We start from the raw sequence: 24,947 nt of genomic DNA on the forward strand, positions 1-24,947 counted from the left end.
ATAATCAAAATGCAAAGAAAAGTACTGGCACTGATGATCCCCGCTTTGTTAATGGCTGGCGCCGCTCACGCAGCTGAAATTTATAATAAAGACGGCAATAAACTGGATCTGTATGGCAAAGTAGATGGTCTGCATTATTTCTCTGACGACGCGTCTAAAGATGGCGATCAAACCTATATGCGACTGGGCTTCAAAGGTGAAACCCAAATCAACGACATGATGACCGGCTTCGCACAATGGGAATACAACATTCAGGCAAACAACACCGAAGGTTCTGACAATCAGTCCTGGACGCGTCTGGCCTTCGCGGGTGTGAAGGTGGGCGATTACGGCTCCTTCGATTACGGCCGTAACTATGGCGTCCTGTACGACGTTGAAGGCTGGACCGATATGCTGCCAGAATTTGGTGGCGACTCTTATACTTATGCCGATAACTTTATGACCGGTCGTGCAAACGGCGTGGCGACCTACCGTAACACCGACTTCTTTGGTCTGGTGCAGGGTCTGAACTTCGCGGTGCAGTATCAGGGTAATAATGAAGGTAATAACTGCGACGAGAATTTCTGCTCTACCAATGAAGGGACCAACAACGGTCGTGATACACGTCATGAAAATGGTGACGGTTACGGTATATCCGCAACCTACGATTTCGGCATGGGCTTCAGCGCAGGTGCGGCATATACTTCATCTGACCGTACCAACGATCAGGTAAATTACACTACTGCGGGCGGCGATACTGCGGATGCATGGACCGCAGGTCTGAAATACGATGCCAACAACATTTATCTGGCGGCAATGTATTCCGAAACCCGCAATATGACGCCGTACGGCGACAATGCAGATGCGGTGGCAAACAAAACCCAGAACTTCGAAGTCACCGCACAATATCAGTTCGATTTCGGTCTGCGTCCGGCTATTTCCTATTTACAGTCCAAAGGTAAAGACCTGGGCAATGGCCAGGACGATAAAGATCTGGTGAAATACGCTGACGTCGGTGCTACCTACTATTTCAACAAAAACATGTCCACCTATGTTGATTATAAAATCAACCTGCTGGATGAAGATGATTCGTTCTACAAAAACAATGGCATCGGTACGGATGACATTGTAGCGTTAGGTCTGGTTTACCAGTTCTAATCCCGTTAGCCCGCAGCGATCTGCGGGCTAATTTTTATCGCTGTTTCGCCTGTTCTTTGCGGAAAGAGAGATAGCCAAATACTCCGCTGTCGCCATCCATAGGGTGATTAACTCCATCCATTACCACCACTTCCGGGAAGTCGAATGGCGTGACATTTTCCAGACAGGCGACATTCACACCATATTCATTGGGATTGGAACGTCGTTGATGGAACGTGTAAATACCGCAAATCGAACAGAAGAAATGGCGCGCCGTGCCGGTGTTGAAACGGTACTCTGTGAGCGTGTCCGCGCCCTGCGTCACCTTAATGCCCGTCAAAGGCGCTGAAACCACTACCGCCCCACGCATCCTGCAAAACGAGCAGCTACATCGACGAGCGGTATTCAGGCCGTCCGACAGCTCAACCGTAAATTTCACCGCCCCACAATGACACTGTGCATGACGAATGTCAGCCATCGTTATACTCCTTTTCTCACTAACTCAGCCGCTTTTAAAAAGACCTCATCTTCGACACCATCCCCCTTCTGCCTGCCGAGCCTTACCAGCTCAGCGACAATACTTTCACGGTTGATGATCTTCTGGGATGAAACCAGCCCGATAACGGCGGCACCAATCGCCAGCCCAACTAATCCTGTCTGCTCGTCTTTATTTTTCATAGAAGCGCTCCCTTGTCCCCCTCAAAAGCGTAGCAGGAGAACTGTAAAACGCGCTGGTACGCGGGAATGAGATCCGTGCTTTATCTCAGCTGTTCGCCAGGCAAAACAGGAGGGGTTCTGAGCGGTTATCAGACAACGTTGAAGAGGACAACATGAATAGCGGTGCGCATAGAGAGGCCGAATGGGTGTTAAAACCGCCTTCGAAAAGGCGGCAGGTCATTACTCTGGATCTTTATCGCCTGATTCAGGCGCTGAGCCAGGATCATCTTTCGGTTTTTTTCCATCCTTGTCCGGGTTATCCGGGCTGGGATTATAATCAGGATGGTCACCATTAACGGGACGGTCAGTCATTTTCACCTCCGTTTTTACTGCGTAAGCTGTAAGTGTAGACAACCCTTCAGCCTTAACCAAACTTCCCCTGTGGAGCTCATTTGTAAATCGTGCTGGCATTCGGCGCTGCAATCCGTACCATACACGACACACTTTCGCATGCTGGTTTTTACCGGTAGCCGCAAACCCGTCTTTTATCGCTAACCAGATGGGGCACATACATGCGCAGATGGTGTATGAAATCTATGCTACATGGATAGAAGAGATGAACACGAAGCTGACGCTTTGAAATCGTTTTCCTCACCCTGTGCCCCATTTGAGATCTGAGTAACGAATAGATGCAACAAAATCAAGAGATTAACAAGAAAGAACAGTACAACCTGAATAAACTGCAAAAGCGACTGCGCCGTAACGTGGGCGAAGCCATTGCAGACTTCAACATGATTGAAGAAGGCGATCGCATCATGGTCTGCCTGTCGGGCGGTAAAGACAGCTACACCATGCTGGAGATCCTGCGCAATCTACAGCAAAGCGCACCGGTGAACTTTTCCCTGGTCGCGGTTAACCTCGATCAGAAACAGCCGGGCTTCCCGGAGCATATCCTGCCGGAGTACCTTGAGAACCTGGGCGTTGAGTACAAAATCGTAGAAGAGAATACCTACGGCATTGTTAAAGAGAAGATCCCAGAGGGCAAAACGACCTGCTCGCTCTGCTCACGTTTGCGTCGCGGCATTCTGTACCGCACCGCAACCGAACTGGGCGCCACCAAGATTGCGCTTGGTCATCACCGGGACGACATTCTGCAAACGCTGTTTCTGAATATGTTCTATGGCGGCAAAATGAAGGGAATGCCACCGAAGCTGATGAGCGACGACGGCAAACACATCGTGATCCGCCCACTCGCCTACTGCCGCGAGAAAGACATTGAGCGTTTCTCCCAGGCCAAAGACTTCCCTATCATTCCGTGCAATCTGTGCGGCTCACAGCCGAACCTGCAACGTCAGGTCATTGGCGACATGCTGCGTGACTGGGATAAACGCTATCCGGGCCGCATCGAAACCATGTTCAGCGCCATGCAGAACGTGGTGCCTTCGCACCTCGCCGACGTTGAACTGTTCGATTTCAAAGGGATTAACCACGGTTCTGAGGTGGTGAATGGCGGGGATCTGGCGTTTGACCGCGAAGAGATCCCGATGCAGCCTGCTGGCTGGCAGCCAGAGGAAGAGGATGCGCAATTCGATGAACTGCGCCTGAACGTGGTAGAAGTCAAGTAACCTGGCAGCGTCTCAGATATCGTTTCTGAGACGCGTTTTAAGCTTATTTCAGCAGTCGAACGCGGCAGGTCTTCCCTTTAATCTTCCCGCCCTGCAACTGTTTCCAGGCCTTATGCGCAACCGACTGGCGAACCGCTACGTAGACATGCGCAGGATGGACCGTGATCTTGCCAATATCTGCCCCGTCGAGACCGATATCCCCAGTTAACGCCCCCAGAACGTCACCGGGACGCATTTTGGCCTTTTTACCGCCGTCGATGCACAGGGTGGCCATTTCCGCCGCCAGCGGAGCGATGCTGATATTACCAGGGGTATTCACCCAGTTGAGTTTCAGTTGCAGCATTTCCGCAAGAATATTGGCGCGCTGCGCCTCTTCAGGTGCGCAGAAGCTGATGGCGAGACCACTGTTACCTGCGCGCGCGGTACGTCCGATGCGGTGGACATGCACTTCCGGATCCCATGCCAGTTCGAAATTCACCACCAGCTCAAGCGATTTAATATCCAGGCCACGGGCCGCCACATCCGTTGCAACCAGCACGCGTGCGCTGCCGTTAGCGAAACGCACCAGCGTCTGATCGCGATCGCGCTGTTCCAGATCGCCATGCAGCGATAATGCGCTCTGTCCGGCATCATTCAGAGCATCGCACACCGCCTGACAATCTTTTTTGGTATTACAGAACACCACGCAGGACGCTGGCTGGTGTTGGCTCAGCAATTTTTGTAGCAGTAGAATCTTGCCGTGCTGCGATGTCTCGAAGAACTGCTGCTCAATCGCTGGCAACGCATCGACAGCATCGATTTCAATGGTCAGCGGGTTCTTCTGCACGCGCCCGCTGATCGCCGCAATCGCCTCGGGCCAGGTGGCAGAAAAGAGCAGCGTCTGACGCGTGGCTGGCGCAAAGCGGATCACTTCGTCAATCGCATCGCTGAAGCCCATATCCAGCATGCGGTCAGCTTCATCCATCACCAGCGTTTGCAGTGCATCGAGTGAAACGGTGCCTTTTTGCAGGTGATCGAGCAGACGGCCCGGCGTTGCCACAATGATATGCGGCGCGTGCTGAAGGGAATCGCGCTGCGCACCGAACGGTTGCCCGCCGCAGAGCGTTAAAATTTTAGTGTTAGGCAAAAAACGCGCCAGACGACGCAGCTCACCCGCGACCTGATCGGCCAGCTCGCGCGTCGGGCAGAGTATCAGGGACTGGGTCTGAAACAGGGTTGCGTCAATGTGTTGTAACAGGCCTAGCCCAAATGCAGCCGTTTTTCCACTGCCGGTTTTCGCCTGCACGCGCACGTCACGGCCTTCAAGGATAGCCGGCAGCGCGGCGGCCTGGACAGGGGTCATAGTGAGGTAGCCCAACTCATTCAGGTTAGTCAGTTGGGCTTCAAGCAGAACGTTCAGCGTGGAAAAAGCGGTCACAATATACTCTCGTGGTAATGATTGCAGTCAGATGGCGCGTATCCTCGCAGATCTGCGCTAACGATGCGACAATTTAATCGGTTCTTCATCGGGCGGCGGATCCGGCATCGGCTGCGGACGTGGGACAGGATCGGGTATCGGCGTCGGATCGGTGGGCACCGGATCGGACTGCCAGGTGTTGAGGCGTTGCAGGGCAAGTAGCATACTCATCTTTTCCTCCAGATTAGGGTGCTGACCCCTAAAGGGTAGACGCAGATAAACAGGAGGCAAAAAAAAAGCCGACTATGAAGTCGGCGTCGTACGAATCAATTGTGCTATGCAGTAATTCAAAAAAAGGAAGTAAGACAATATGGAGCGCAACGCCCATCGCTTGACGTTGCATTCACCTGCGGGAGTAATATTGCACCGAACATGGTCGGAGTTTATTGACTTCGCTCAATTAAAATGTCGTTTTGAAGCCGACTCTGCCTCAGAAAAGCGTAAATTTACAGCCATTTACTACGATGCAACCACCATGCAACACCCCCAATCAAAACCACTAACATGACGCAAAACGTGGTGAAGCCATAGTGATATTCACCGCCGGGGATCCCTCCGAGGTTTACGCCAAACAACCCCGTCAGGAAGGTACTCGGTAAAAAGACCATCGCCATCAGCGACATGGTGTACGTTCTCCTGGCTAACGACTCCTGCATCACCTGGGCTATCTCATCCGCCATGACTGCCGTTCTGGCAATACATGAGTCAATCTCGTCCAGTCCACGTCCGAGCCGGTCAGCGATATCCTGCATTCTGCGGCGCTGATCGTCGTTCATCCAGCTCATGCGTTCGCTGGCCAGCCGCGCATAAACGTCGCGCTGAGGGGTCATATAGCGGCGCATCACGATGAGCTGCTTACGCAGCAACGCCAGAAAACCACGTGGAGGGATTTGCTGATCGAGCAGGTTATCTTCCAGATCGATGATTTTATCGTGAAGTTCTTCTATAAACTCGCTGGCATGATCGGTCAGCGCATCACATACATCCACCAGCCAGCTGCCGCAATCCGTAGGTCCGGTGCCCTCTTTCAGATCGTTAATGACGTCATCCAGCGCCAGCACTTTTCTCTGGCGGGTGGAAACAATCAGCCGTTCATCCATATAAACACGCATTGCCACCAGCTGATCCGGACGCTCATCCGTACTGCCGTTTATACAACGCAGCGTAATTAACGTCCCCTCACCCATGCGGCTGACGCGGGGTCTGAGACTTTCTCCCGCCAGCGCATCCCGAACGTTGTTGGGCAGTAGCGGCGTGGACGCGAGCCACTCTGCGCTGTCCGGGTGCGTGTAGTTGAGGTGCAGCCAGCATGGATGTTCGCTGTCGATGTGATCCTGATCTTCAAGCGGCCTTGCGCCGCCACGTCCATCAAACACCCATGCAAAAACTGCGTCAGGTACGTTAACCTCAGACCCTTTAATGCTCTCCACAGCGCCTCCACCGTTTTATCTCTTTCGGTGTCAGTCTAGCTTTCGCCGAGGGTTAAGCAATAATTATGTGAGGCATCGTCCTGAATACGTTCAGGAATTCACCGCCCATTCGCGGCTTCTTAACGCATTGTCAGTCTGGAACTCATTTTCCAGACGGAAATTACGTGTTCGTGTCTGGAGCTCAATCACCTGATTGCGCAGCACATCTGACGATCCATTGAGTTCCTCAACCATCGACACGTTGCTCTGCGTTACGCGTTCAAGCTCTGACAATGCCTGCGTAATTTGTGAAATACCTTTTTCTTGTTCTGATGTTGAGGCGGATATTTCATCCATCAGTCTGCTCACATTGCCCGAACCGGTAACAATGTCATGCATGTTTTTTTCGGCTTCAGAGACCACGTTAACGCCCTGCGTCACGTTATGGCTGGTAACTTCAATCAGTGACTTAATATTTTTTGCCGCTTCGGCGCTACGATGCGCCAGGCTTCTCACTTCACCCGCGACCACAGAAAACCCTTTACCATGGTCGCCCGCTCTTGCCGCTTCAACGGCGGCGTTAAGCGCCAGAATATTGGTCTGAAAAGCGATACCGTCAATCAGCGAGATAATCTCTGTCATTTGCTGGGCGCAGTCGGTAATGGACTGCATATTGTTCGCGACCTGCCCCATTAACTCCCCGCCTTTACGCGCCTGCAACGTGGCGATATTCGCCTGCTCGCTGGCTAAACGGGTATTGTCGGCATTATTTTTTGTACTTGCAGCCATCTCTTCCATGCTGGCTGCCGTTTGCACCAGCGAAGCTGACTGCTGTTCTGTTTTGACGGAAAGCTGCGCGCTGCGTGAAGAGAGTTGATCTGACAGGGTCATCGCGGTTTGCGAGGAGGCGCGGATCTCACGGACCAGCGTTGCAATGTTGCTGGAGAGACTATTAATCCCCGGGATCAGTCGTCCCGCACAATTGTTGCCAAATTCAGGTATCGACACGCCAAGTTTGCCTGACGTCACTTCTTCAATACTTTTTTTCACAGTATTGATCGGCGTCACAAGATATTTTGTCATGTATGCCCAAAGCAAAAATAAGGCGATGAATTGTACAATTATGACTGCAATAAAAAGCGAAGAATTGCGTGAAAATAGCGCTATAACTCCATCACTTACCAAAAATACACATAAAAGGAAATAGACAATGAACGTTCTGACACTAATATTTCTTAGCATACGTTTTCCTGGGACATTATATTTTGGTTGGCATTAAGGGTTATAGCATTGCCATACGAATTTGTCCTCACGTTCGTCGCTGGTTTGTTGTTTTGCAGTTTGATTTGCGCAGTTTTACTTAGGGCGGATAAAAAGCATGTTTTACGCTAAATATCTGGCTTGTCGTTGGGTTGCTGATACCCCTTCCATAACGGTAATTATATATTTAAGGAGGGGTACTGTAGGGCGCCGTTGTTTAGTGGTGCTTAATAAGTTAACGTAGTTAATACGCGCCCCTCCCGTTAGAGTGGCTTACGTTCAGGCCAGATAGTCGATAGTCTGGAAAAAGCAGTCCTCATTCATGAGAATATTCTCTTTTGCACTTTGATGCCCGAGACGAATATACCAGCCTGTATCAGGCGCCATGCTTAAATGGAATATCCTCGCCCCCGACAGACTATCGGGGACATTAATACTCATCGTCACACACCCCTTCTCCGGCCCCCTGATCACCTGTTCTGGCATAATGGTGACGCTGCGATCCCCATTTTGCAAAATGATCGTCGTAATAGCATAACGACATATACCGCTACTGAGGCTGTAGCCAACCGTACTTAAATCGGTGATATGTTTTTTAGATAAAATTATTTCAATACCAGAACCTTCAAACCATGTAATGATTTGCTGCGCAAGATCCTCCATCCGCTCACAAAACGTCCTGACTTCGGCCTCAGCCGTATTAACATAGATTGGTTTGTCCCCGATATTCTGTTGCACTTTCTTAAAAAAACGCTCTCTTGCTGACATGTCAACTCCGTGTTTTTCGCCAGTCTCATTATTCTTTTTGGTGCTTCAGCAGGGCATAGCTGGCAATCAACTGCTGAAGATGCTGTTCGGTCTGGTTTAGCTGCGCTGCTGACAGGGGTTGCCCGGCAGGTAAAATGGAAAGCAGACGAAGCTGCTCCTCAAGCGGAACGGTATGGCGAATAAATGACTACGCATTTTTCGATAAACGGGAGAAAAAATCTCTCTGAAGATATTCATCATGACAATAAGTGATGGGCTGATATGAAGGGGATATTCGGTAATAACCAGGCTGTAAAACTATCAACCCTTAGAGCGGGCGCTTATGCGGTTAATGGGTGTTTACCTTAATCACGTAGCGCCCTGACCTCTTTTTTAGTGCTTTTCAATATACATTGTTCGGCTATATGCAACATCCTCTGGGTTATTTATCGGATAACCTTTAACCCAGGGCTTGATGAGACGGCCATTGGTGTATTGATAAATAGGGGCAATCGGTGCTTTCTCGGTGAGGATCTTCTCGGCCATGTTGTAGTCGGCATTACGCGCTTTTTCAGTGGTTTCGAGCGTCGCCTGATGAATAATCTTATCGTAAGCAGGATCGTTGAATCGTGAGATATTCCCGCTGTGGGAGGAGGTCAGCAGCGACAGGAATGTCGACGGCTCATTGTAGTCCCCTACCCACGATGCACGGATGACGTCAAAATTCCCGGTATTGCGGCTGTCGATGTAGGTTTTCCACTCCTGATTCTGCAACTTAACGTCAACACCCAGATTTTTCTTCCACATGGATGCGACGGCAATCGCAATTTTCTGATGGTTTTCAGACGTGTTGTACAGCAGCGTTAATTTTAGCGGCCGCTGAGGGCCATAGCCTGCCGCCTGCAACAACGTTTTCGCCTGCGCATTCAGCTCCTGCTGCGTCATCTGCTCAAATGGCGAGGCTTCCGGCGTAAAACCCGCAGTGACATCGGGAGTAAAATGCCAGGCCGGTTTCTCACCGGTCCCCAGGACTTTCTCCGCCATAATACGTCTGTCGATAGTCATGCTGAGCGCGAGACGTACGCGGGCATCCGCGGTTGGGCCTTTTTGCGTGTTAAACGCGTAGTAATAGGTCCCAAGCTGTGGCGGTGTATATACCTGACCCGGAATATCTTTAAGCAGCTTCTGGTACATGTTTTTCGGAAACGATTCTGTAATATCGATATCGCCCGCCAGATAGCGTTTGGTCGCTGAGGACTCCTGGTTGATTGGCACAAAGGTGACTTTTTTAAGCACCGTCCTGCCGTTATCCCAGTAACGAGAATTTGGCTCAACCACCAGTTTTTCATTCACCACGCGATCTTTCAGCACATACGCACCGTTGCCAATGAGCGCGCCAGGGCGCGTCCATTCCTTACCGCTTTCCACATTGGCCTTTTGAACAGGATAAAACGCGAAGTTAGCCGTCAGATTGCTGAACCAGGGCAGCGGTTTGTCCAGCTGCACGCGCAACGTTTTAGCATCCACCGCCGTCACGCCGAGGGTATCCGGAGCAGCTTTGCCGTCGATAATGGCCTGGGCATTGTTAATGCCCGCCAGCGCCGCAAACCAGGCGAAAGGTGACGTTGTTTTAGGATCAACCAGACGACGCCAGCTATAGACAAAATCTTGTGCCGTCACCGGGGTTCCGTCAGACCACTTAGCGTTATCCCGCAACGTGAACGTCCAGACGCGGTTGTCATTGCTCTGCCAGCGCGTCGCCACGCCGGGAACTAACTCCCCTTTTTCGTTCTGATTTACCAGCCCTTCATAGAGGTCGCGGATCACCTGTATCTCGGGCAACCCCACCGCTTTTGCCGGATCGAGCGAAGCGGGCTCATCTTTAATATGTCGAACCAGCTCCTGCTTTTGCGCCAGAACCGTTCCTTCGGGAACCTCCGCGGCATATGAAAGTGAAGAAAGCCCGCACAGCCACAGCGCAGTACAAAGAAGCGAAACAGGATGCTTCATACGATCCCCTTAATGATGTCAGGTAACAGGCAGATGCGTAATTATTTGTTTCGAAACGGAGAAATGCAAATGCTTCCTCCGGAAAGTTGATGTCAGGCAATTTTCCACACACACGGAAACTATTTGATTAAGCGCGGCTTTTGCACAACACTGCCAGAAGTGACTTTATGATCAGGGTTTACTATGGCAACTACCCGACCAAGAACGGAACGCGGCGCCTTCCCGCCCGGGACTGAACATTATGGACGCTCGTTTTTAGGCGCGCCGCTGATCTGGTTTCCGGCACCCGAGGCCGATCGCAATAGCGGCTTAATCATTGCGGGCACGCATGGCGATGAAAACTCGTCTGTCGTGACGCTCTCGTGCGCGCTACGTACGCTGGCCCCCGATTTACGACGTCATCATGTGATTTTGACCGTCAATCCGGACGGTTGTCAGCTTGGATTACGGGCGAATGCACGCGGCGTTGACCTGAACAGGAACTTCCCGGCGGCAAACTGGCGCGCCGGTGAAACGGTGTATCGCTGGAACAGTTCGGCGCAGGAGCGAGATGTTGTCCTGCTCACGGGAGACAAACCCGGTTCCGAACCGGAGACTCAGGCATTGTGCCAGCTTATTCATAAGATCCACCCGGCCTGGGTTGTCTCTTTCCACGATCCCCTCGCCTGTATTGAAGATCCTCGTAATACGGCGCTCGGGCAGTGGCTGGCGGATGCGTTTGCTCTACCTCTGGTGAGCAGCGTTGGCTATGAAACACCCGGGTCGTTTGGCAGCTGGTGCGCAGACCTCAGCCTTCACTGTATCACCGCAGAGTTTCCGCCCATCTCCTCGGATGAAGCGAGCGAAAAATACCTGAGGGCGATGACAGATCTCCTGCGCTGGCAGCCTTAAAGATGAAGTACACCGGAGGTAAAATTCAGGGCGGGTGATACGTCAACCGCCAGCCAGGTTGGGCCGTCAAGATCGGCAAAACGCACGCTGTTCACCAGCGGGAGCGCAGCGCCGATCGCTCTGGACGTGCACAACATGCAGCCCAGCATCAGAGCAAAGCCTTGCGCCTGCGCATCTTGTGCCAGTGCCAGGGCCTCGGTTAATCCACCTGTTTTATCCAGCTTAATGTTCACCATTTCGTAGCGTCCCTCGAGAGCTGACAGGCTCTCACGGGTATGACAGCTTTCATCTGCACAGACGGGAAGCGGATGAATAAAATTCGCCAGGGCGGCATCGTCTTCTGCCGGGAGGGGTTGCTCCAGCATGGCAACGCCCAGATCGGCAAGCAGCTGACAACGGGCTGCCAGCCCTTCGCTATGCCATGATTCGTTCGCATCGACGATAAGAGTGGCATCAGGCACCGCCGCACGAATGGCGACCATGCGTTCGCTAATCAGACGATCGTCGAGCTTCACCTTTAATAATGTTGCACCGGTGGCATACAACGCCTGAGCGCTGGCGGCCATTTGCTCTGGTTCACCGATGACCACCGTTTGCGCGGTGACGATCGATTGCGGCAGCGTAACGTCCAGCAGCGCAGGCAGCGGTTTTTGTTGTTTCGCCGCTTCCAGACTCCAGAGTGCGCAGTCAATCGCGTTGCGTGCCGCGCCGGCCGGCAACCGAAGCTGAAGAGCCTCGCGCGTCAGACCCGCCTGCAACTCGGGCACCACCGTCATAATTTGCGCCATGACTGACGCCAGGCTTTCTCCGTAGCGAGGATAAGGGGTACATTCCCCGACGCCTTTTACGCCGTCCTCTTCACATTCAACCACGACCACACAGGCCTCATTACGGCTGCCACGCGAGATCACAAACGGGGTGTGCAATGGCCAGGCTTCTTCATAGACCTTAACGCTTCTCATCACTGACTCCTTGCAGGCCGGAAAGGCAGAAAATTGGTTTGCCGTGCTAACTGCGGATGACATACACTAGCCACGACGTTAACTATTTGTAAACAGGAAGATATCTATGTCACAACTCGTTCATTTCCAGGGCAACCCGGTTGCTGTTGCAGGTTCCATCCCACAGTCTGGCAGCAAAGCACAGCCTTTTACTCTGGTGGCTAAAGATCTGTCTGACGTCACGCTGAGCCAGTTTGCTGGCAAACGTAAAGTCCTGAACATTTTCCCAAGCATCGATACTGGCGTTTGCGCTGCATCAGTGCGTAAATTCAACCAGCTGGCGACCGAAATGAACAACACCGTAGTGCTGTGCATTTCTGCTGACCTGCCGTTTGCCCAGTCACGCTTCTGCGGCGCTGAAGGCCTGAGCAACGTCATCACCCTTTCCACTCTGCGCAGCCCGGATTTCCTGGAAAAATACGGTGTTGCCATTTCCGAAGGCGCGCTGAAAGGTCTGGCTGCTCGTGCGGTGCTGGTGATCGACGAAAACGACAACGTTGTTTTCAGTGAGCTGGTTAACGAAATCACTACCGAACCGGATTACACCGCTGCACTTGAGGCGCTTAAAGCCTAAACGTAAAAAAGCCTCTGCGAAGAGGCTTTTTTATTTATTCGTCACCCTTCTTCTGATTTAACCCATACTCGCGCAGCTTATTCGCAATCGCGGTATGAGACACCCCAAGACGTTTAGCCAGCTTGCGCGTGCTCGGATAGCTGCGATAAAGCTGCGTTAACACCGAACGCTCGAAACGGCTGGTGATGTCATCCAGCGAGCCTTCCATTGCCTCTTCGCCTACCGAGACCGTCCCGGCATCGTAATCCGGCAACAGAATATCCTGAGGACGCAGTTCATACCCTTCAAGCTGAGTTAATGCGCGATAGACCGCATTTTTAAGCTGACGAATATTGCCCGGCCAGCCGTAACGCGTCAGCACGGTGCCCAGGTCGGCAGAGAGCTTCGGACGCGGCACGCCCTGCTCGTCGGCAAAACGGGCCACGAACAGTTCTGTCAACGGCATGATGTCCTGCGGGCAATCGCGCAGCGGCGGAATATTGAGCGTCAGAACGTTGAGACGATAGTAGAGATCTTCGCGGAATACCCCTTTCTGCACCAGCTCCACCAGATTTTTCTGGGTGGCGCAGATGACGCGCACGTCCACGTGCACTTCATGATCTTCCCCCACACGGCGGAACGTGCCGTCATTGAGAAAACGCAGCAGTTTCGCCTGCATGCGTGGCGACATTTCGCCAATCTCGTCCAGCAGCACCGAGCCGCCGTTCGCCTGTTCAAAGAAGCCTTTTTTGCCTTCCGGCGCATGCCCGAACAGTTCACTTTCCACCGCATCTTCAGGAATAGACGCGCAGTTCAGCGCCAGATAAGGTTTTGCCGCACGCGGGCTGGCCATGTGCACAGCATGCGCCAGCAGATCTTTCCCCGTACCAGTATCCCCGGTAATCAGCAGCGGCGCCGTAAGATTTGCCAGCTTGCGCGCCTGGTCGATTACATGACGCATCTTCGGGCTCACCGCAATAATCTGGCTGAATGCGCCGACGTCCTGGCTGGAAAGATTCTGTAACTGGCGTCCCATGCGCACCGTGGAGCGCAGCATGATTACCGCGCCGGTGAGCACCCGCGCGGCATTTTCCCCTTTCAGGTAGACCGGCGTGATCTCCATCAGGAAATTCTGTCCGTTGATAACGACATGCTCGCTATGGGTATTTTGCGGGTTGCTGTCCAGCCAGCGCTGGAAATTAAAACCGGTAATCAGTTGCGTGGCGTGGTGCCCGATAAGTTTTTCCTGAGTCTGCGCAAACAGCTGGCAGCTGGCCTGGTTAACGCGCTCGACTTTATTTTTCAGATCGAGAGAGAGAAACGGCTCCGGCATTGCTTCCAGCAGCGCGCTCAGCGCAAGATGTTCCCGCTCGGACGGCATCCAGGGGATGGTGCGTACATCCGTAACGCCAGCGATACGGCGGATTTCCGCCATCAGGCTACTGAAGGTATTAAATTCAATTTCGGCAAAATTGAGGTAAATTCGCCCGACAGGGTCGATCTCTATGCCACGTAAATCAATGCTACGTAAAACAAGAAGATCGAGTAACTCGCGGGTCAGACCGAGACGGTCCTCACAAAAGACTTCCAGACGCATGGGAAATTCACCGTTTAAGCCAATAACAGTAAAATGATATGTCAGATCACGGTATTCGGGAAGGTGGCTGTCAACAAATATTGACAGCCCGCACGATTAGTAAACAAAACCTCACTGAGCAGGTTTTTTATTGAGCGTCTCTTTAAGCTGGCCAATCAATTCGCGACGGAAATCCCCCAGCCGCGGCTTATCGCCATCGATCCAGGGGAGTGGACGACAAACCTCCATCGCTTTGATGCCCAGGCGTGCCGTCAGCAGACCGGCACCAATCCCCTGCGCCGCCCGGGCAGAGAGACGGGCCGCAAGATCCTGCGACATCCAGTCCATCCCGACCTCCCGTACCAGTTCGCTTGCCCCGGCGAAGGCGATATTCAGCAATACCAGTTTGAACAGGCGCAGCCGGCTGTAATAGCCAAGCTCGATGCCATACAGTCTGGCGATGCGGTTGATCAGACGCAGGTTGCGCCAGGCGATAAAGGCCATGTCCACCATCGCCAGCGGACTGACGGCGATCATCAGGGTAGATTCCGCCGCCGAGCGGCTGATCTCACGACGAGCCTGCGCATCCAGCACCGGCTGAACAATGTGGGCATAGAGCGTGACCACTTCCTGGTCATTCTGGGTTTCGTGGATCGCCGCATACCAGCGCTGAAGCGCCGGGTGAGAGTGATCAATCCCGGCCTGAGCCGCAAGCTTTTCACAAAAAGCACGCCCTTTTCCTGTGCCGTGACTGTGCAGCAGATCCCGCGCTTCATCGCGTTCGTGGGCACGCTGACGCAAACGCCAGAGGCGACGCCACTCGGTGACGACTGAGCCAACGCCCGCACCAACAATCAACGCCCCGGCGGCGCATCCCCCCAGCGCCACCCAGTCCTGCGTTTGCCAGGCATTGACGCCCCACTGCACGCCCTGGCCGATTACGCTCGCACCAAAAAGGGCTAACCCGGCGGTCACCATCTTGCGCCACAGGCTGCGTTTCGGGCGCAGTGCCGCATCAACCACCGCTTCCGCTTGCCCCTCTTCAGCCAACGGCTCGTCTGCCAGCACGGGAGCAAAGTTGTCGGCCTGCGGGCCGCTGAAGGTTTGCGCCGTTTTAAACGCCTCATGCGGGGACTGCTCAAGCTGGCCGGTAAAATCAATGCGTGGTTTTAACGGTTCCGTCATCGCAATTTATCTCCAATTAAAAACTCCAGCGCGGCATCCAGACGGATATGCGGCAATGGCTGGTCAACGTTCATACTCTGCGGACGGAAGGCTTCGAACTGAAAACCCTGGCTTTGCCAGAAAGCCTGGCCCGGCAGACGCGCCGGAACTTCCCCCGGATAGACCGTGAGCGGCGCACCGTCGCTGAGACGGTTGCCCCGCAGGGCCGGAATTTTCTCGCCATTCAGGTCAATCAACCCACTCTGCGTAGCCTGTACGGACGCTAGCCCCAGACAATCCATGCTGATCCCTTCGAAGGCCGCATTCTGCCAGGCATCCTGCACCAGCTGTTGCAGCAGGGATACCATGTTGGCGTGCTGATCGACCGTCACATGGTCAGCTTTTGTGGCGGCAAACAGCAGCTTGTCGATGACCGGCGAGAACAAACGGCGAAACAGCGTACGCTGGCCATAATGAAAGCTTTGCATCAGCTGCGTCAGCGCCAGCCGCATATCATTGAACGCCTGCGGCCCGCTGTTGAGCGGTTGCAGGCAGTCCACCAGTACGATCTGGCGGTCAAAGCGTAAAAAGTGATTTTTATAAAAGCCCTTAACCACCTTTTCACAGTAATAATTGTATCGCTCGCGGAGCATACCGGTGTTGGTGGTCTTGTCCGCCTGCGCCAGTTTCGATTCACCGATGCTGTCAACGTCCGGCCACGGGAAAAACTGTAGCGCGGGAGCACCGGCTAAATCACCCGGCAGAACAAAGCGGCCCGGCTGAATAAAATGCAACCCCTCCTGCTTGCACTGATGCAGGTAATCCGTCCAGGCTTCGGCTATGACGGCCAGACGGTTTTCATCCGCCGGTGCCAGCGGATCCAGTCCTTCGCAAAGCTGGCGCCATTTGGTCGACCACTCTGCCCGCTGCCCCTGCAACAGACCGGTCATCTGTCGGGACCAGCTCAGGTAATCCTGCGCCAGCATCGGTAAATCGAGCAGCCATTCTCCCGGGTAATCCACAATTTCGAGATAGAGCGTGGACGTTTCTTTGAAGTGACGCATCAGGGATTCATTCGAGCGGAAACGAAGCGCAAGACGGATTTCGCTCACGCCACGCGTCGGGGTGGGCCAGGCGGGAGGCTCCCCGTATAACTGCGCCAGACCTTCATCATAGGTGAAACGGGGTATGCCAAAATCACGTTGCGGTACGCGTTTCACCCCAAGCAACCGCTCCTCGCGCACTGCGCTAAGCAGTGGCAGGCGCGCCCCTGCATGCAGGTTCAACAGCTGATTGACCATCGCCGTAATGAATGCTGTCTTACCGCTGCGGCTCAGCCCCGTCACGGCAAGACGCAGATGGCGATCAACGCCACGGTTCACCAGAGAATTGAATTCGTTTTTAAGTCGCTTCATCGCCGTCCTTCATTGCCTGGAACCCTGAAAAAAGTCACTTCAGAATACAGTAAATTGGGGCAGATCGTTGATTATCAATTCTTAATTATTGCTATTGCCGTTTTCTCTCCAGTAAGATGGGCGCAATTGCTGTCCGTCTGGAGTGAGTAAGGTGTATGTCACCCACCATCTATGATATTGCCCGCGTTGCTGGCGTTTCGAAATCAACCGTGTCGCGCGTTCTGAATAAACAAACGAATATTTCTCCTGAAGCGCGCGAAAAGGTGTTGAAGGCGATAGAAGAATTAAATTATCAACCGAATAAACTTGCCCGCGCACTCACCTCTTCTGGCTTCGACGCCATTATGGTTATTTCGACCCGTTCAACCAAAACCACCGCAGGCAATCCGTTTTTCTCTGATGTACTGCATGCCATTACGGCAAAAGCAGAAGAAGAGGGTTTTGATGTTATTTTACAAACGTCCAAAAGCAGCGAAGATGATCTGCAAAAATGCGTGGGTAAAATAAAGCAGAAGATGATCAAGGGGATCATCATGCTAAGCTCGCCGGCGAACGAGTCTTTTTTCGCGACGCTGGACGAATATGGCGTGCCCGTGGTCGTTATTGGTAAAGTGGAAGGTAATTACCAGAATATCTATTCTGTCGACACGGATAATTTCCGCGACAGCGCCATATTAACCGACTCATTTATCAAACATGGTCGCACTAAAATTGCCTGCCTGCATGCCCCGCTCGATTATCACGTTTCTATCGATCGCCTGGCGGGCTATAAATCGAGTCTTGAGAAGCAGGGTATTGCAGTTAACCCGGACTGGGTTATTGATGGCGGATATACCCATGAAAGCGCGCTTCAGGCGGCCTGTCAGCTACTCTCTTCAGACAACCCGCCCGATGCGGTTTTTGCGACGGACAGCATGAAATTGCTGAGTCTTTATCGTGCCGCGGATGCGCTAAACCTGACGATCCCCGAACAGGTCGCAATGGCAGGATACAGCGACCCAATGCTATCTCTCATTTTAACCCCTGCGCCTGGCGGCTTTGATATCCCCACCAGAAAGCTGGGCGAAGAGAGCTGCGATGTGTTGTTCAGGTGCATAGCGGGTAAACCTGCCCCGCATAAGATATTGGTTGAAACGCATTTTTCAGATGCGGCTTCATTACGCTAAAAACCAGGGGCAAACGCCCCTGGTGAAGTGTTATCAAAACGCGTAATTCACGCCGATACCGGCATAGTGGAAGCGGTCACTTTCCCCTTCGTCATGGTTTTCCCATTCGTAGGCATATTCCAGCGTCATGGATAAACCATTGTTAAAATCATAGGCGTACAGCATACCCAAACGGTTGAAATCATGTCCTTCACGCTCAGGATCGTCTTGCCAGTCCCAGTTTGACCAGCGATCGAGTCCCAGACGGGTATAAGGCGTTAGCGTCGTCTGACCCAATGAAATCGGCAGATAGGCGCGAATTTCCTGAGTGGAGAATTCACCGTTATTACGTGAACCGTCCATATTAAAACCGCGCTCTAAATAGTAATTAACTTTTGCCGAGACCGTTTCGTTAATTGTCCAGGTAAAACCGGTTTCGGTCTCGACGCGGCTGTCAGAATAGCCGGTTTTTTCCAGATCGTTGGCAAACTGATACATGGCAAACCAGCCGCCAAAACGCCAGTCGTCGGTTAGTTTAATATCCCAGTCAGGCTGAACTTTATAGCGCTGCATATTAGCACTACCGTCTTTAGCACCATGCTCATCCTTAAAGTGATAGCCATAATTACGGAAGCCACCGGTCAGGCCGAACGTAAAATCATCGGTGCCGATAAAACGATAGCGTAATTCTACTTCAGGACGATCGAAATAGGTGCCGCGCGTCATGCTACTGTAATCGACCGGCCCTTCCTGATACATAGCCATCGAAATGGTCCAGGCATCCCATGTGGCATTAAACCACACGGAGGGTTCATATAATCCATCTTTATCGTCGGCCTGACCTTCGACGTTTTCAATTTCATACATGGCGCCAATATTAAATTCCCACTGTTTGGCTGATTCTGTTGCTTGCGCGCAGCTCACCCCTGCGCACAGGACGAGCGCAGCACTTCTTAGTAGAGTACTCATTAAAATATTCCTTTATAATTAACACACAAAAAACCGGAAACTTTCATTTCCGGCGAATACCTTTCTTATCTAATAGCTGTTTCAGTATCAGCATCGAAGAAATGGCACTTATTCATATCGAACTGGATGCCGATATTCTCTCCGGCAACGTAATCATCCGCCGCTCCCGCACGGACAACCAGTTCATGCCCACCCACGGAGGCATAAAGCATAAATTCAGCCCCGGTCAGCTCAGCAACGCTGATCTTCGCCGTGATGTTTTCACCGCTTCGCTGTACGGTGAGAATGTCTTCCGGACGGATCCCAAAGACAACCGCTTTACGCTGGTAACCTTGCGCATTAAGCACGGCCAGCTTGTCCTCCGGGATCTCCAGATGCAGCGTTTCGGTCACAAAGTAGCGGCCGTCGATCGCGCCACGAATGAAGTTCATCGCCGGTGAGCCAATAAACCCTGCAACGAACATATTCGCCGGCTCGTTGTATACCTGCTTCGGCGCGCCCACCTGCTGAATGATGCCGTCCTTTAAAATCACGATGCGTGTCGCCATCGTCATGGCTTCCGTCTGATCGTGCGTCACGTAAATCATGGTGGTATTAAGCTTCTGGTGCAACTTGCTGATTTCAGCGCGCATCTGCACGCGAAGTTTGGCATCGAGGTTGGATAAAGGCTCATCCATCAGGAAGACCCCCGCTTCGCGCACTATCGCCCTGCCTAACGCCACGCGCTGGCGCTGACCGCCGGACAACGCGCCAGGTTTACGCTGGAGATAGTCGCGCAAGCCCAGGATCTGTGCCGCCCAGGTAACGCGTTCTTCAATGACGGAGGGCGCAATTTTTTGCATTTTCAGGCCAAACGCCATGTTGTCGTAGACCGTCATATGCGGATAGAGCGCATAGTTCTGGAAGACCATCGCGATATCACGGGACTTGGCGGGAACATCATTCATGCAAACCCCGTCAATAATCAGTTCACCCGCGCTGATCTCCTCAAGGCCGGCAATCATTCGCAGCGTCGTGGATTTCCCACAGCCCGATGGACCGACGAAGACAATAAATTCTTTGTCTTCAATTTCGAGGTTGAAATCCTTCACCACGTGGACCTGGTTATCATAGATTTTCTGAATGTGTTTCAGAGACAGTTGAGCCATTATTAATTCCTTATCAATACGCCCGGGATGCCCAGAACGCCGTCAGGCGTTCCCAGGTCAGTTCCTGCGTTGAATGAAGTTGTAATCCCGCATGGTTCAGGCCAGGCCCAATCCCGACCGACAGCATGCCTGCGGCGTTGATCGCATCTACCCCTGCGGCGGCATCTTCGATACCAATGGCCTCTTCAGGACGCACGTTCAGTCCTTTACAGGCCGCAAGGAAGATTTCCGGGTCCGGCTTTGAGCGGCAAATGCGCGACGCATCGGCGCAAAAATCGAAAGCCTGATGAATACCCAACGCGTGCAAAATCCCAGGAGCATTAAGCGATACGGATGCCAGGCCAATTTTGACCTTCGCGGCGCGAATATCCGCCAGCACCTCGCGAATACCCGGGAGCAGCGAGTCCTGCGTCAGTGATGCCAGCGACTGGACGTAAAGCGCGTTTTTTTTCGTCGCCAGCGCCAGGCGCTGCTCGTCACTGAACATCCCCTCTTTCCCGCCATGTTTCAGAATGCGCTGGAGGGAGTCCATACGGCTTATTCCCTTCAGCTGTTCGTTAAATACTTCATCGAAGGTGATACCAATTTCCTCCGCCACGGCGCGCCAGGCCAGAAAGTGAAGATGCGCGGTATCGGTGATCACCCCGTCCAGATCGAATACAACAGCGTTAAGCGTCATGGCGCCCCTCCGTGGTAGCGGTCCCATTAACAGATGCAAGAAAGTCCTTACGCGCGCAGACCTTTCGCCCTGATACATGCAGCGTTTTACCCCACAGCGTCAACGTGACAGGTGCGGTGGTTTCAATGGTTAACTGGTCATCTTCACAGGTAATGTGCATCGTTGCGTCCCGCCACCGCAGCGGGAAGGCGAGTTTCTGCCAGTGAGCAGGCAGCTTCGGCGCAAGATGCAGCTCCCCTTCGCTAATGTGCAGGCCAGCAAATCCCTGAATGGCGCCCAACCAGATCGCACCGGTGGCGGCGGCATGAATACCATCATCACTGCTGTGCGGGTCGTCTCCCAGGTCAATGGCGATACCATCGCGCCAGAAGGCATACGCCCCGTCAGTGTCACCGCAGCGTGCGAGCACAATGCCGTGAATGGCTTTACTCAGGGATGAATCATGGATCGTGCGTGGCTCGTAGAACGCCAGATTGGCGGCACATTGCTGCGGCGTAAACCGTTCCGGCAGCAGGTAGTTAAGCATCACCACGTCGGCCTGCTTCAGGATCTGCATCTCGTTCACTTCCGCGCGAGAGTAATCAAGCAGAATGGTTTGCTTACCCGCTTTGGCTTTATAGCGGCTCAGATCGATGGCAGGTTTCGCCATGAAGGTATCGTCCTGCGGGATCACACCGTCTGCATCGGCCTCTGGCAGCCACAGGCGAGCCAGGAACTTCCCGGCATTCTCCGTAAAACGCGCATCTTCACGCCCAAACATCGCCATAAACTGACGCGCGCAGGCAACGTTGTGCCAGGCCAGATAGTTGGTGTAGGCGTTGTTGTTGACATGCTCGGTGTATTCATCCGGTCCGATTACGTCATGGATCTCAAGACGACCATTAATTTCCGCCGCGCGTCCCATCCAGAACGAAGCGGTTTCCATCAGCAGCGTCAGGCCCTCATTGCGCATAAAGGCATCGTCGTGTGTTGCCTGCCAGTAAGCGACAACGGCCCAGGCAATATCAGCCACGATGTGGTGTTCAGCGAGTGCGGAGGCGACCTTCTGGCGAACCCCGGTGCGGATGTTAATGGCCGCAAATTCTGGCGTCTCTTCCTGTCCGCTGGCGGCACTTTCCCACGGGAACAACGCGCCCGGCCAACCGTTACGGCGTGCTTTTTCACGCGCGCCCGAAAGATTGAGCCAGCGATAGCGCAGCAGACTGCGGGCAATCTGTGGACGGGTAAACAGATGGAACGGCAGCAGGAAAATTTCGGTATCCCAGAAGACGTGTCCCTTATACCCCTCACCCGTCAGCCCTTTAGCCGCAATACTGCTTCGCTCATCATGAGCAGGCGTCATTGTCGTCAGATGCCAGACGGCGTAATCCAGCGCCAGCTGATCCTGCTGTTCTGCACAAGTCACTTCCACCCGAGCATCACGCCAGACCGCTTCCCAGGCGTACGCTGAGCTCTCAAGCAACGTATCGTAGCCTCTTGCCGCGCAGACTTTGAGATCGGCCAGCGCGTTGCGGGCGAAAGACTCCTGCGAGAGCGATTTATCGCAGCGATGCGTCAGCCAGACGATTTTTTCAAGCGTGACAGTGTCACCTTGCGAGATAGTCAGAGAATGATGAACGCTGAGGCGACGATTTTTGGCAGTGAAACAGCTATCGCTCTTAGCAGAGAGCTGACAAAACGCCGAAACAACAACTTCAGACGCCCGGTCCTGCGTTTCATACACACCCTGCATGTAGTGCTGGTCAAAGACCCTTACCGAGATTTCATCCAGATGCTGCCTGCCGCTGTTCGTTTGTGTCGCATCTATGCCGGTTTTCAGCACGGCCTGAGCGGCGCCGTCAAGCGGTGTGATCGAGAGCTGCATTGCCACTAAGGGCAACTGGTCCAGCGAAACAAAACGACGGCTCTCGAGGCGATAGCGTTTTCCGTCCGGCGAACGCCAGACAACATTACGATGCAGTTCGCCGTTAGCAAAGGCCAGCTCGCGTTGCCACTCAAGAATTTCGCCTGAAAGGAGCGTGAAATTGATGCCGTCCAGCTCAACTTCAATCCCGGTGACATCCGGCAGATTGATCAGCTCAGTGGTTTCGTTGCGTCCCGCGCGATGATACAGCCCCGCGAGGTACATGCCTCTGGTCTGCTGGGTGTAATCTTCTTCATGCGTGGCGCGCATGCCCATGTAGCCATTGCCGCAGGCCATAATGGACGCGTACTTATTCAGGCTATGCGGGCAAAAGCCCGGATCGGTTAATACAGACTGGTTCAGCATAACGTCACGCTTTCCCCTGTTTCCGCGGCTTCATATAACGCCGCGACTAATTGCTGGATCACCAGCCCCTGCTCCGCATCGGCAATCATGACCGGCTCGCCCATTACGTGGCGAACAAACGCGTCCATACTGCGCAGATGTCTCCGATCGTCAGCTTCTTCACGCTGGGTCAGCGTCTGCAAAACACCGGCTTCGTCGTTATAAATGTGTGCCGGGAACAGCGTTGCACCCGCCTTCTCACCGCAGAAAGAGACGTTCATGATCGACTGCTCGCAGATATTAAGCGCAAAAGAGGTGTCCAGACGCAGAATGCCACCGTTGCAGAACTCAATCGTGCCAAACAGGGCATCTTCCACGGTAAACTGCGCAGGATCCCATTCGCCAAACTGGCCGGTGTGTTTCCGGTTCCCCAGTCTCTGGAAGCTGTGCGCGGTTACCCGCTTCACGGCCGGGAAGCCCAGCACATACATCGCGGCATCCAGCATATGAATGCCGATATCGATCAGCGGCCCGCCGCCCTGAAGCGATTTATTGGTGAACACGCCCCACCCCGGCACACCGCAACGACGCAGCGCCTGCGCGGAGGTGAAGTAAATTTCACCGAGCGTTCCGTTCATAACCGCATCGCGCAGGAGCTGGGTATCCAGGGCAAAGCGATGGTGAAAATCGTACGCGAGGACTTTTCCGGCCTTGCGCGCCGCGAGACGCATCTCATCCGCCTGGTGCGGCGTCATCGCCGGCGGCTTTTCACACATCACATGACAGCCTGCTTCGAGAGCCGCCATCACATGTTCAAAATGGAACCGGTTAGGCGAACAGACGCTCACCACATCCGGTTTTACTTCCTGCAACATCTCGTGAGCGTCCTGCCATGCCGATGGAATAGCATAACGTTCCGCAAACGCCTGTGCCTGCTCAAGGCGGCTGTCCATGACAGCCACCATTTGAACATCACTGCGCGTGGCGTAATACGAGGCATGCACTTTGTCTGCAACCTGCCCGGCGCCAATGATGGCGACGCGCAGAGGCAAAGGTGTAGAAGCACTCATCACGCTCGTCATCCTTAGCATTCACGCAAGTAAGTGAGAGAGTCCTTATAGGCCTGAGCCGGATCGTCGGCACACACCCGGCACTCGTACACGACATAACCCTGATAGTTATCGGCACGCAGCTGATCGAACAGGCTGGCGAAATCGAGGCTGCCGCTGCCCGGCTGATAGCGGTGGTTATCAGCAATGTGCACATGACCCAGCAGGTCGCGGTTGTGATGCAGCGCTTCCGTCAGGGAGTCTTCTTCAATATTCATGTGGTAGATATCACCGATGATCTGCACGTGCTTCAGGCCGTTCTCTTCGATATAACGACGCGCGTCGGCCAGGGTGTTGATCATATGATCCTGATAGCGGTTCAGCGGCTCCAGGTAGACGGTAGTACCGGTGCGCGCTGCCACCGCATCCAGCCAGCGCAGGGAAGCGCTGACCGCTTTGCGATCGCCGTCCAGGCTACGTGGCGAAGTCATTGGCGGCAGACGGAAGGTAAACATCCCCCACGCAGCCGGAACAATAATCCCCTTGCCGCCCACTTCTGCCAGCGCTTCAAGAATGCGTTCAATCTGCTGTAGACCGTTCAGGCGGCGTTCTTCGATAAAATCCCCGATCCAGCCATCGTATCCGCCACAGGCCGTCGTGACCGGCAGGCCGGTGGCTTTGATAGCCGCTTTTACTTCGTCGAGGTTTTCCACCAGCAGCCGGCCATCAATTTCGTAGCCATCAAATCCCATCGCTTTGATGTATTCGAATTTTTCCATGATAGCTGTCGGGAAAAAGGCCTGGTTTTGTGTTGCGATTTTCATGATTT

24 protein-coding genes and 2 pseudogenes are annotated in these 24,947 nt (G+C 53.4%); 6 read left to right on the forward strand and 20 right to left on the reverse strand.

From position 1 onward, the window contains the following. Positions 1–9: 9 nt before the first annotated feature. Positions 10–1,137: a porin OmpS2 gene (locus FZF21_RS11595; protein WP_017382260.1), complete on the forward strand. Its 1,128-nt coding sequence runs from the start codon at positions 10–12 to the stop codon at positions 1,135–1,137. A gap of 34 nt (positions 1,138–1,171) precedes the next feature. On the opposite strand, the gene FZF21_RS11600 is transcribed toward FZF21_RS11595, so the two are convergent. From FZF21_RS11600 to FZF21_RS22285, 3 genes are all read right to left on the reverse strand, one after another. Further along, positions 1,172–1,594: a GFA family protein gene (locus FZF21_RS11600; RefSeq protein WP_032669728.1), complete on the reverse strand. Its 423-nt coding sequence runs from the start codon at positions 1,592–1,594 to the stop codon at positions 1,172–1,174. A 2-nt stretch (positions 1,595–1,596) separates the two neighbouring features. Further along, entirely contained in the window at positions 1,597–1,794 is a 198-nt protein-coding gene (locus FZF21_RS11605) for a hypothetical protein (RefSeq protein WP_000790642.1), read from the reverse strand. A 219-nt stretch (positions 1,795–2,013) separates the two neighbouring features. After that, on the reverse strand, positions 2,014–2,145 hold the full coding sequence (locus FZF21_RS22285; protein ID WP_017693355.1) for a hypothetical protein: 132 nt from the start codon (positions 2,143–2,145) through the stop codon (positions 2,014–2,016). A 70-nt stretch (positions 2,146–2,215) separates the two neighbouring features. On the opposite strand from FZF21_RS22285, the pseudogene FZF21_RS11610 reads away from it, so the two are divergent. Both FZF21_RS11610 and ttcA read left to right on the forward strand, forming a co-directional pair. After that, positions 2,216–2,413 (forward strand): annotated as a pseudogene (locus FZF21_RS11610) (tyrosine-type recombinase/integrase); the annotation flags it as partial. 49 nt (positions 2,414–2,462) lie between these two features. After that, positions 2,463–3,398: a tRNA 2-thiocytidine(32) synthetase TtcA gene (ttcA, locus tag FZF21_RS11615; RefSeq protein WP_149121315.1), complete on the forward strand. Its 936-nt coding sequence runs from the start codon at positions 2,463–2,465 to the stop codon at positions 3,396–3,398. Between the two features lie 43 nt (positions 3,399–3,441). On the opposite strand, the gene dbpA is transcribed toward ttcA, so the two are convergent. The 7 genes and pseudogenes from dbpA to FZF21_RS11650 form a co-directional block, all read right to left on the reverse strand. Next, positions 3,442–4,815 carry an ATP-dependent RNA helicase DbpA gene (dbpA, locus tag FZF21_RS11620; RefSeq protein ID WP_149121314.1) on the reverse strand — a complete coding sequence of 458 codons (1,374 nt, stop codon included), beginning with the start codon at positions 4,813–4,815 and terminating at the stop codon, positions 3,442–3,444. Positions 4,816–4,872: 57 nt separating this feature from the next. Beyond that, a complete protein-coding gene (locus FZF21_RS11625; protein WP_015570430.1) occupies positions 4,873–5,025 on the reverse strand; it encodes a hypothetical protein in 153 nt (50 codons plus the stop codon). 275 nt (positions 5,026–5,300) lie between these two features. Beyond that, positions 5,301–6,284 carry a zinc transporter ZntB gene (gene zntB / locus FZF21_RS11630; RefSeq protein WP_006810774.1) on the reverse strand — a complete coding sequence of 328 codons (984 nt, stop codon included), beginning with the start codon at positions 6,282–6,284 and terminating at the stop codon, positions 5,301–5,303. 90 nt (positions 6,285–6,374) lie between these two features. Then, complete coding sequence (locus FZF21_RS11635) at positions 6,375–7,505, reverse strand: methyl-accepting chemotaxis protein (RefSeq protein WP_080276444.1); 1,131 nt, start codon at positions 7,503–7,505, stop codon at positions 6,375–6,377. A gap of 297 nt (positions 7,506–7,802) precedes the next feature. Then, positions 7,803–8,291: a hypothetical protein gene (locus FZF21_RS11640; RefSeq protein WP_047738639.1), complete on the reverse strand. Its 489-nt coding sequence runs from the start codon at positions 8,289–8,291 to the stop codon at positions 7,803–7,805. Between the two features lie 28 nt (positions 8,292–8,319). After that, positions 8,320–8,463: pseudogene (locus FZF21_RS22315) on the reverse strand (VasL domain-containing protein); the annotation flags it as partial. Positions 8,464–8,663: 200 nt separating this feature from the next. After that, positions 8,664–10,280: a peptide ABC transporter substrate-binding protein gene (locus tag FZF21_RS11650; protein WP_047738642.1), complete on the reverse strand. Its 1,617-nt coding sequence runs from the start codon at positions 10,278–10,280 to the stop codon at positions 8,664–8,666. A gap of 183 nt (positions 10,281–10,463) precedes the next feature. Between FZF21_RS11650 and mpaA the strand changes: the two genes are divergently transcribed. Further along, positions 10,464–11,171 (forward strand): murein tripeptide amidase MpaA, encoded by a 708-nt coding sequence (gene mpaA, locus FZF21_RS11655; RefSeq protein WP_039270648.1) that lies wholly within the window; start codon positions 10,464–10,466, stop codon positions 11,169–11,171. On the opposite strand, the gene ycjG is transcribed toward mpaA, so the two are convergent. Beyond that, a complete protein-coding gene (gene ycjG, locus FZF21_RS11660; protein ID WP_032619607.1) occupies positions 11,168–12,133 on the reverse strand; it encodes an L-Ala-D/L-Glu epimerase in 966 nt (321 codons plus the stop codon). The genes mpaA and ycjG overlap by 4 nt on opposite strands. A 106-nt stretch (positions 12,134–12,239) precedes the next feature. On the opposite strand from ycjG, the gene tpx reads away from it, so the two are divergent. Continuing rightward, a complete protein-coding gene (gene tpx, locus FZF21_RS11665) occupies positions 12,240–12,746 on the forward strand; it encodes a thiol peroxidase (RefSeq protein ID WP_015570410.1) in 507 nt (168 codons plus the stop codon). A 34-nt stretch (positions 12,747–12,780) separates the two neighbouring features. On the opposite strand, the gene tyrR is transcribed toward tpx, so the two are convergent. The 3 genes from tyrR to FZF21_RS11680 all read right to left on the reverse strand — a co-directional run bounded on the left by tyrR (position 12,781) and on the right by FZF21_RS11680 (position 16,880). Continuing rightward, positions 12,781–14,322, reverse strand: coding sequence for a transcriptional regulator TyrR (tyrR, locus tag FZF21_RS11670; RefSeq protein WP_003856887.1), 1,542 nt, complete (start codon positions 14,320–14,322; stop codon positions 12,781–12,783). Between the two features lie 111 nt (positions 14,323–14,433). Next, positions 14,434–15,486, reverse strand: coding sequence for a YcjF family protein (locus tag FZF21_RS11675; protein ID WP_047738645.1), 1,053 nt, complete (start codon positions 15,484–15,486; stop codon positions 14,434–14,436). Next, complete coding sequence (locus FZF21_RS11680) at positions 15,483–16,880, reverse strand: YcjX family protein (protein ID WP_047738648.1); 1,398 nt, start codon at positions 16,878–16,880, stop codon at positions 15,483–15,485. The genes FZF21_RS11675 and FZF21_RS11680 overlap by 4 nt, the downstream gene beginning before the upstream one ends. Positions 16,881–17,035: 155 nt before the next feature. On the opposite strand from FZF21_RS11680, the gene FZF21_RS11685 reads away from it, so the two are divergent. After that, positions 17,036–18,046 (forward strand): LacI family DNA-binding transcriptional regulator, encoded by a 1,011-nt coding sequence (locus FZF21_RS11685; RefSeq protein WP_017693340.1) that lies wholly within the window; start codon positions 17,036–17,038, stop codon positions 18,044–18,046. Between the two features lie 33 nt (positions 18,047–18,079). On the opposite strand, the gene FZF21_RS11690 is transcribed toward FZF21_RS11685, so the two are convergent. From FZF21_RS11690 to FZF21_RS11715, 6 genes are all read right to left on the reverse strand, one after another. Then, on the reverse strand, positions 18,080–18,994 hold the full coding sequence (locus FZF21_RS11690) for an OmpG family monomeric porin (RefSeq protein WP_063945894.1): 915 nt from the start codon (positions 18,992–18,994) through the stop codon (positions 18,080–18,082). Positions 18,995–19,059: 65 nt separating this feature from the next. After that, on the reverse strand, positions 19,060–20,142 hold the full coding sequence (locus tag FZF21_RS11695) for an ABC transporter ATP-binding protein (RefSeq protein ID WP_047738653.1): 1,083 nt from the start codon (positions 20,140–20,142) through the stop codon (positions 19,060–19,062). Between the two features lie 13 nt (positions 20,143–20,155). Next, entirely contained in the window at positions 20,156–20,821 is a 666-nt protein-coding gene (gene pgmB / locus FZF21_RS11700; protein ID WP_062932957.1) for a beta-phosphoglucomutase, read from the reverse strand. Further along, positions 20,811–23,090: a glycoside hydrolase family 65 protein gene (locus tag FZF21_RS11705; RefSeq protein WP_063945895.1), complete on the reverse strand. Its 2,280-nt coding sequence runs from the start codon at positions 23,088–23,090 to the stop codon at positions 20,811–20,813. The genes pgmB and FZF21_RS11705 overlap by 11 nt, the downstream gene beginning before the upstream one ends. Continuing rightward, the gene (locus FZF21_RS11710; protein WP_026080594.1) at positions 23,084–24,142 is read right to left on the reverse strand and encodes a Gfo/Idh/MocA family oxidoreductase; all 1,059 of its coding nucleotides are present in this window, start codon (positions 24,140–24,142) and stop codon (positions 23,084–23,086) included. Before FZF21_RS11710 ends, FZF21_RS11705 begins: the two co-directional genes overlap by 7 nt. A gap of 11 nt (positions 24,143–24,153) precedes the next feature. Continuing rightward, positions 24,154–24,942, reverse strand: coding sequence for a sugar phosphate isomerase/epimerase family protein (locus FZF21_RS11715; protein ID WP_063945896.1), 789 nt, complete (start codon positions 24,940–24,942; stop codon positions 24,154–24,156). Positions 24,943–24,947: the final 5 nt, after the last annotated feature.

This window comes from Enterobacter sp. LU1 (assembly GCF_008271405.2).
In the GTDB taxonomy this organism is placed as follows: domain Bacteria; phylum Pseudomonadota; class Gammaproteobacteria; order Enterobacterales; family Enterobacteriaceae; genus Enterobacter; species Enterobacter hormaechei_C.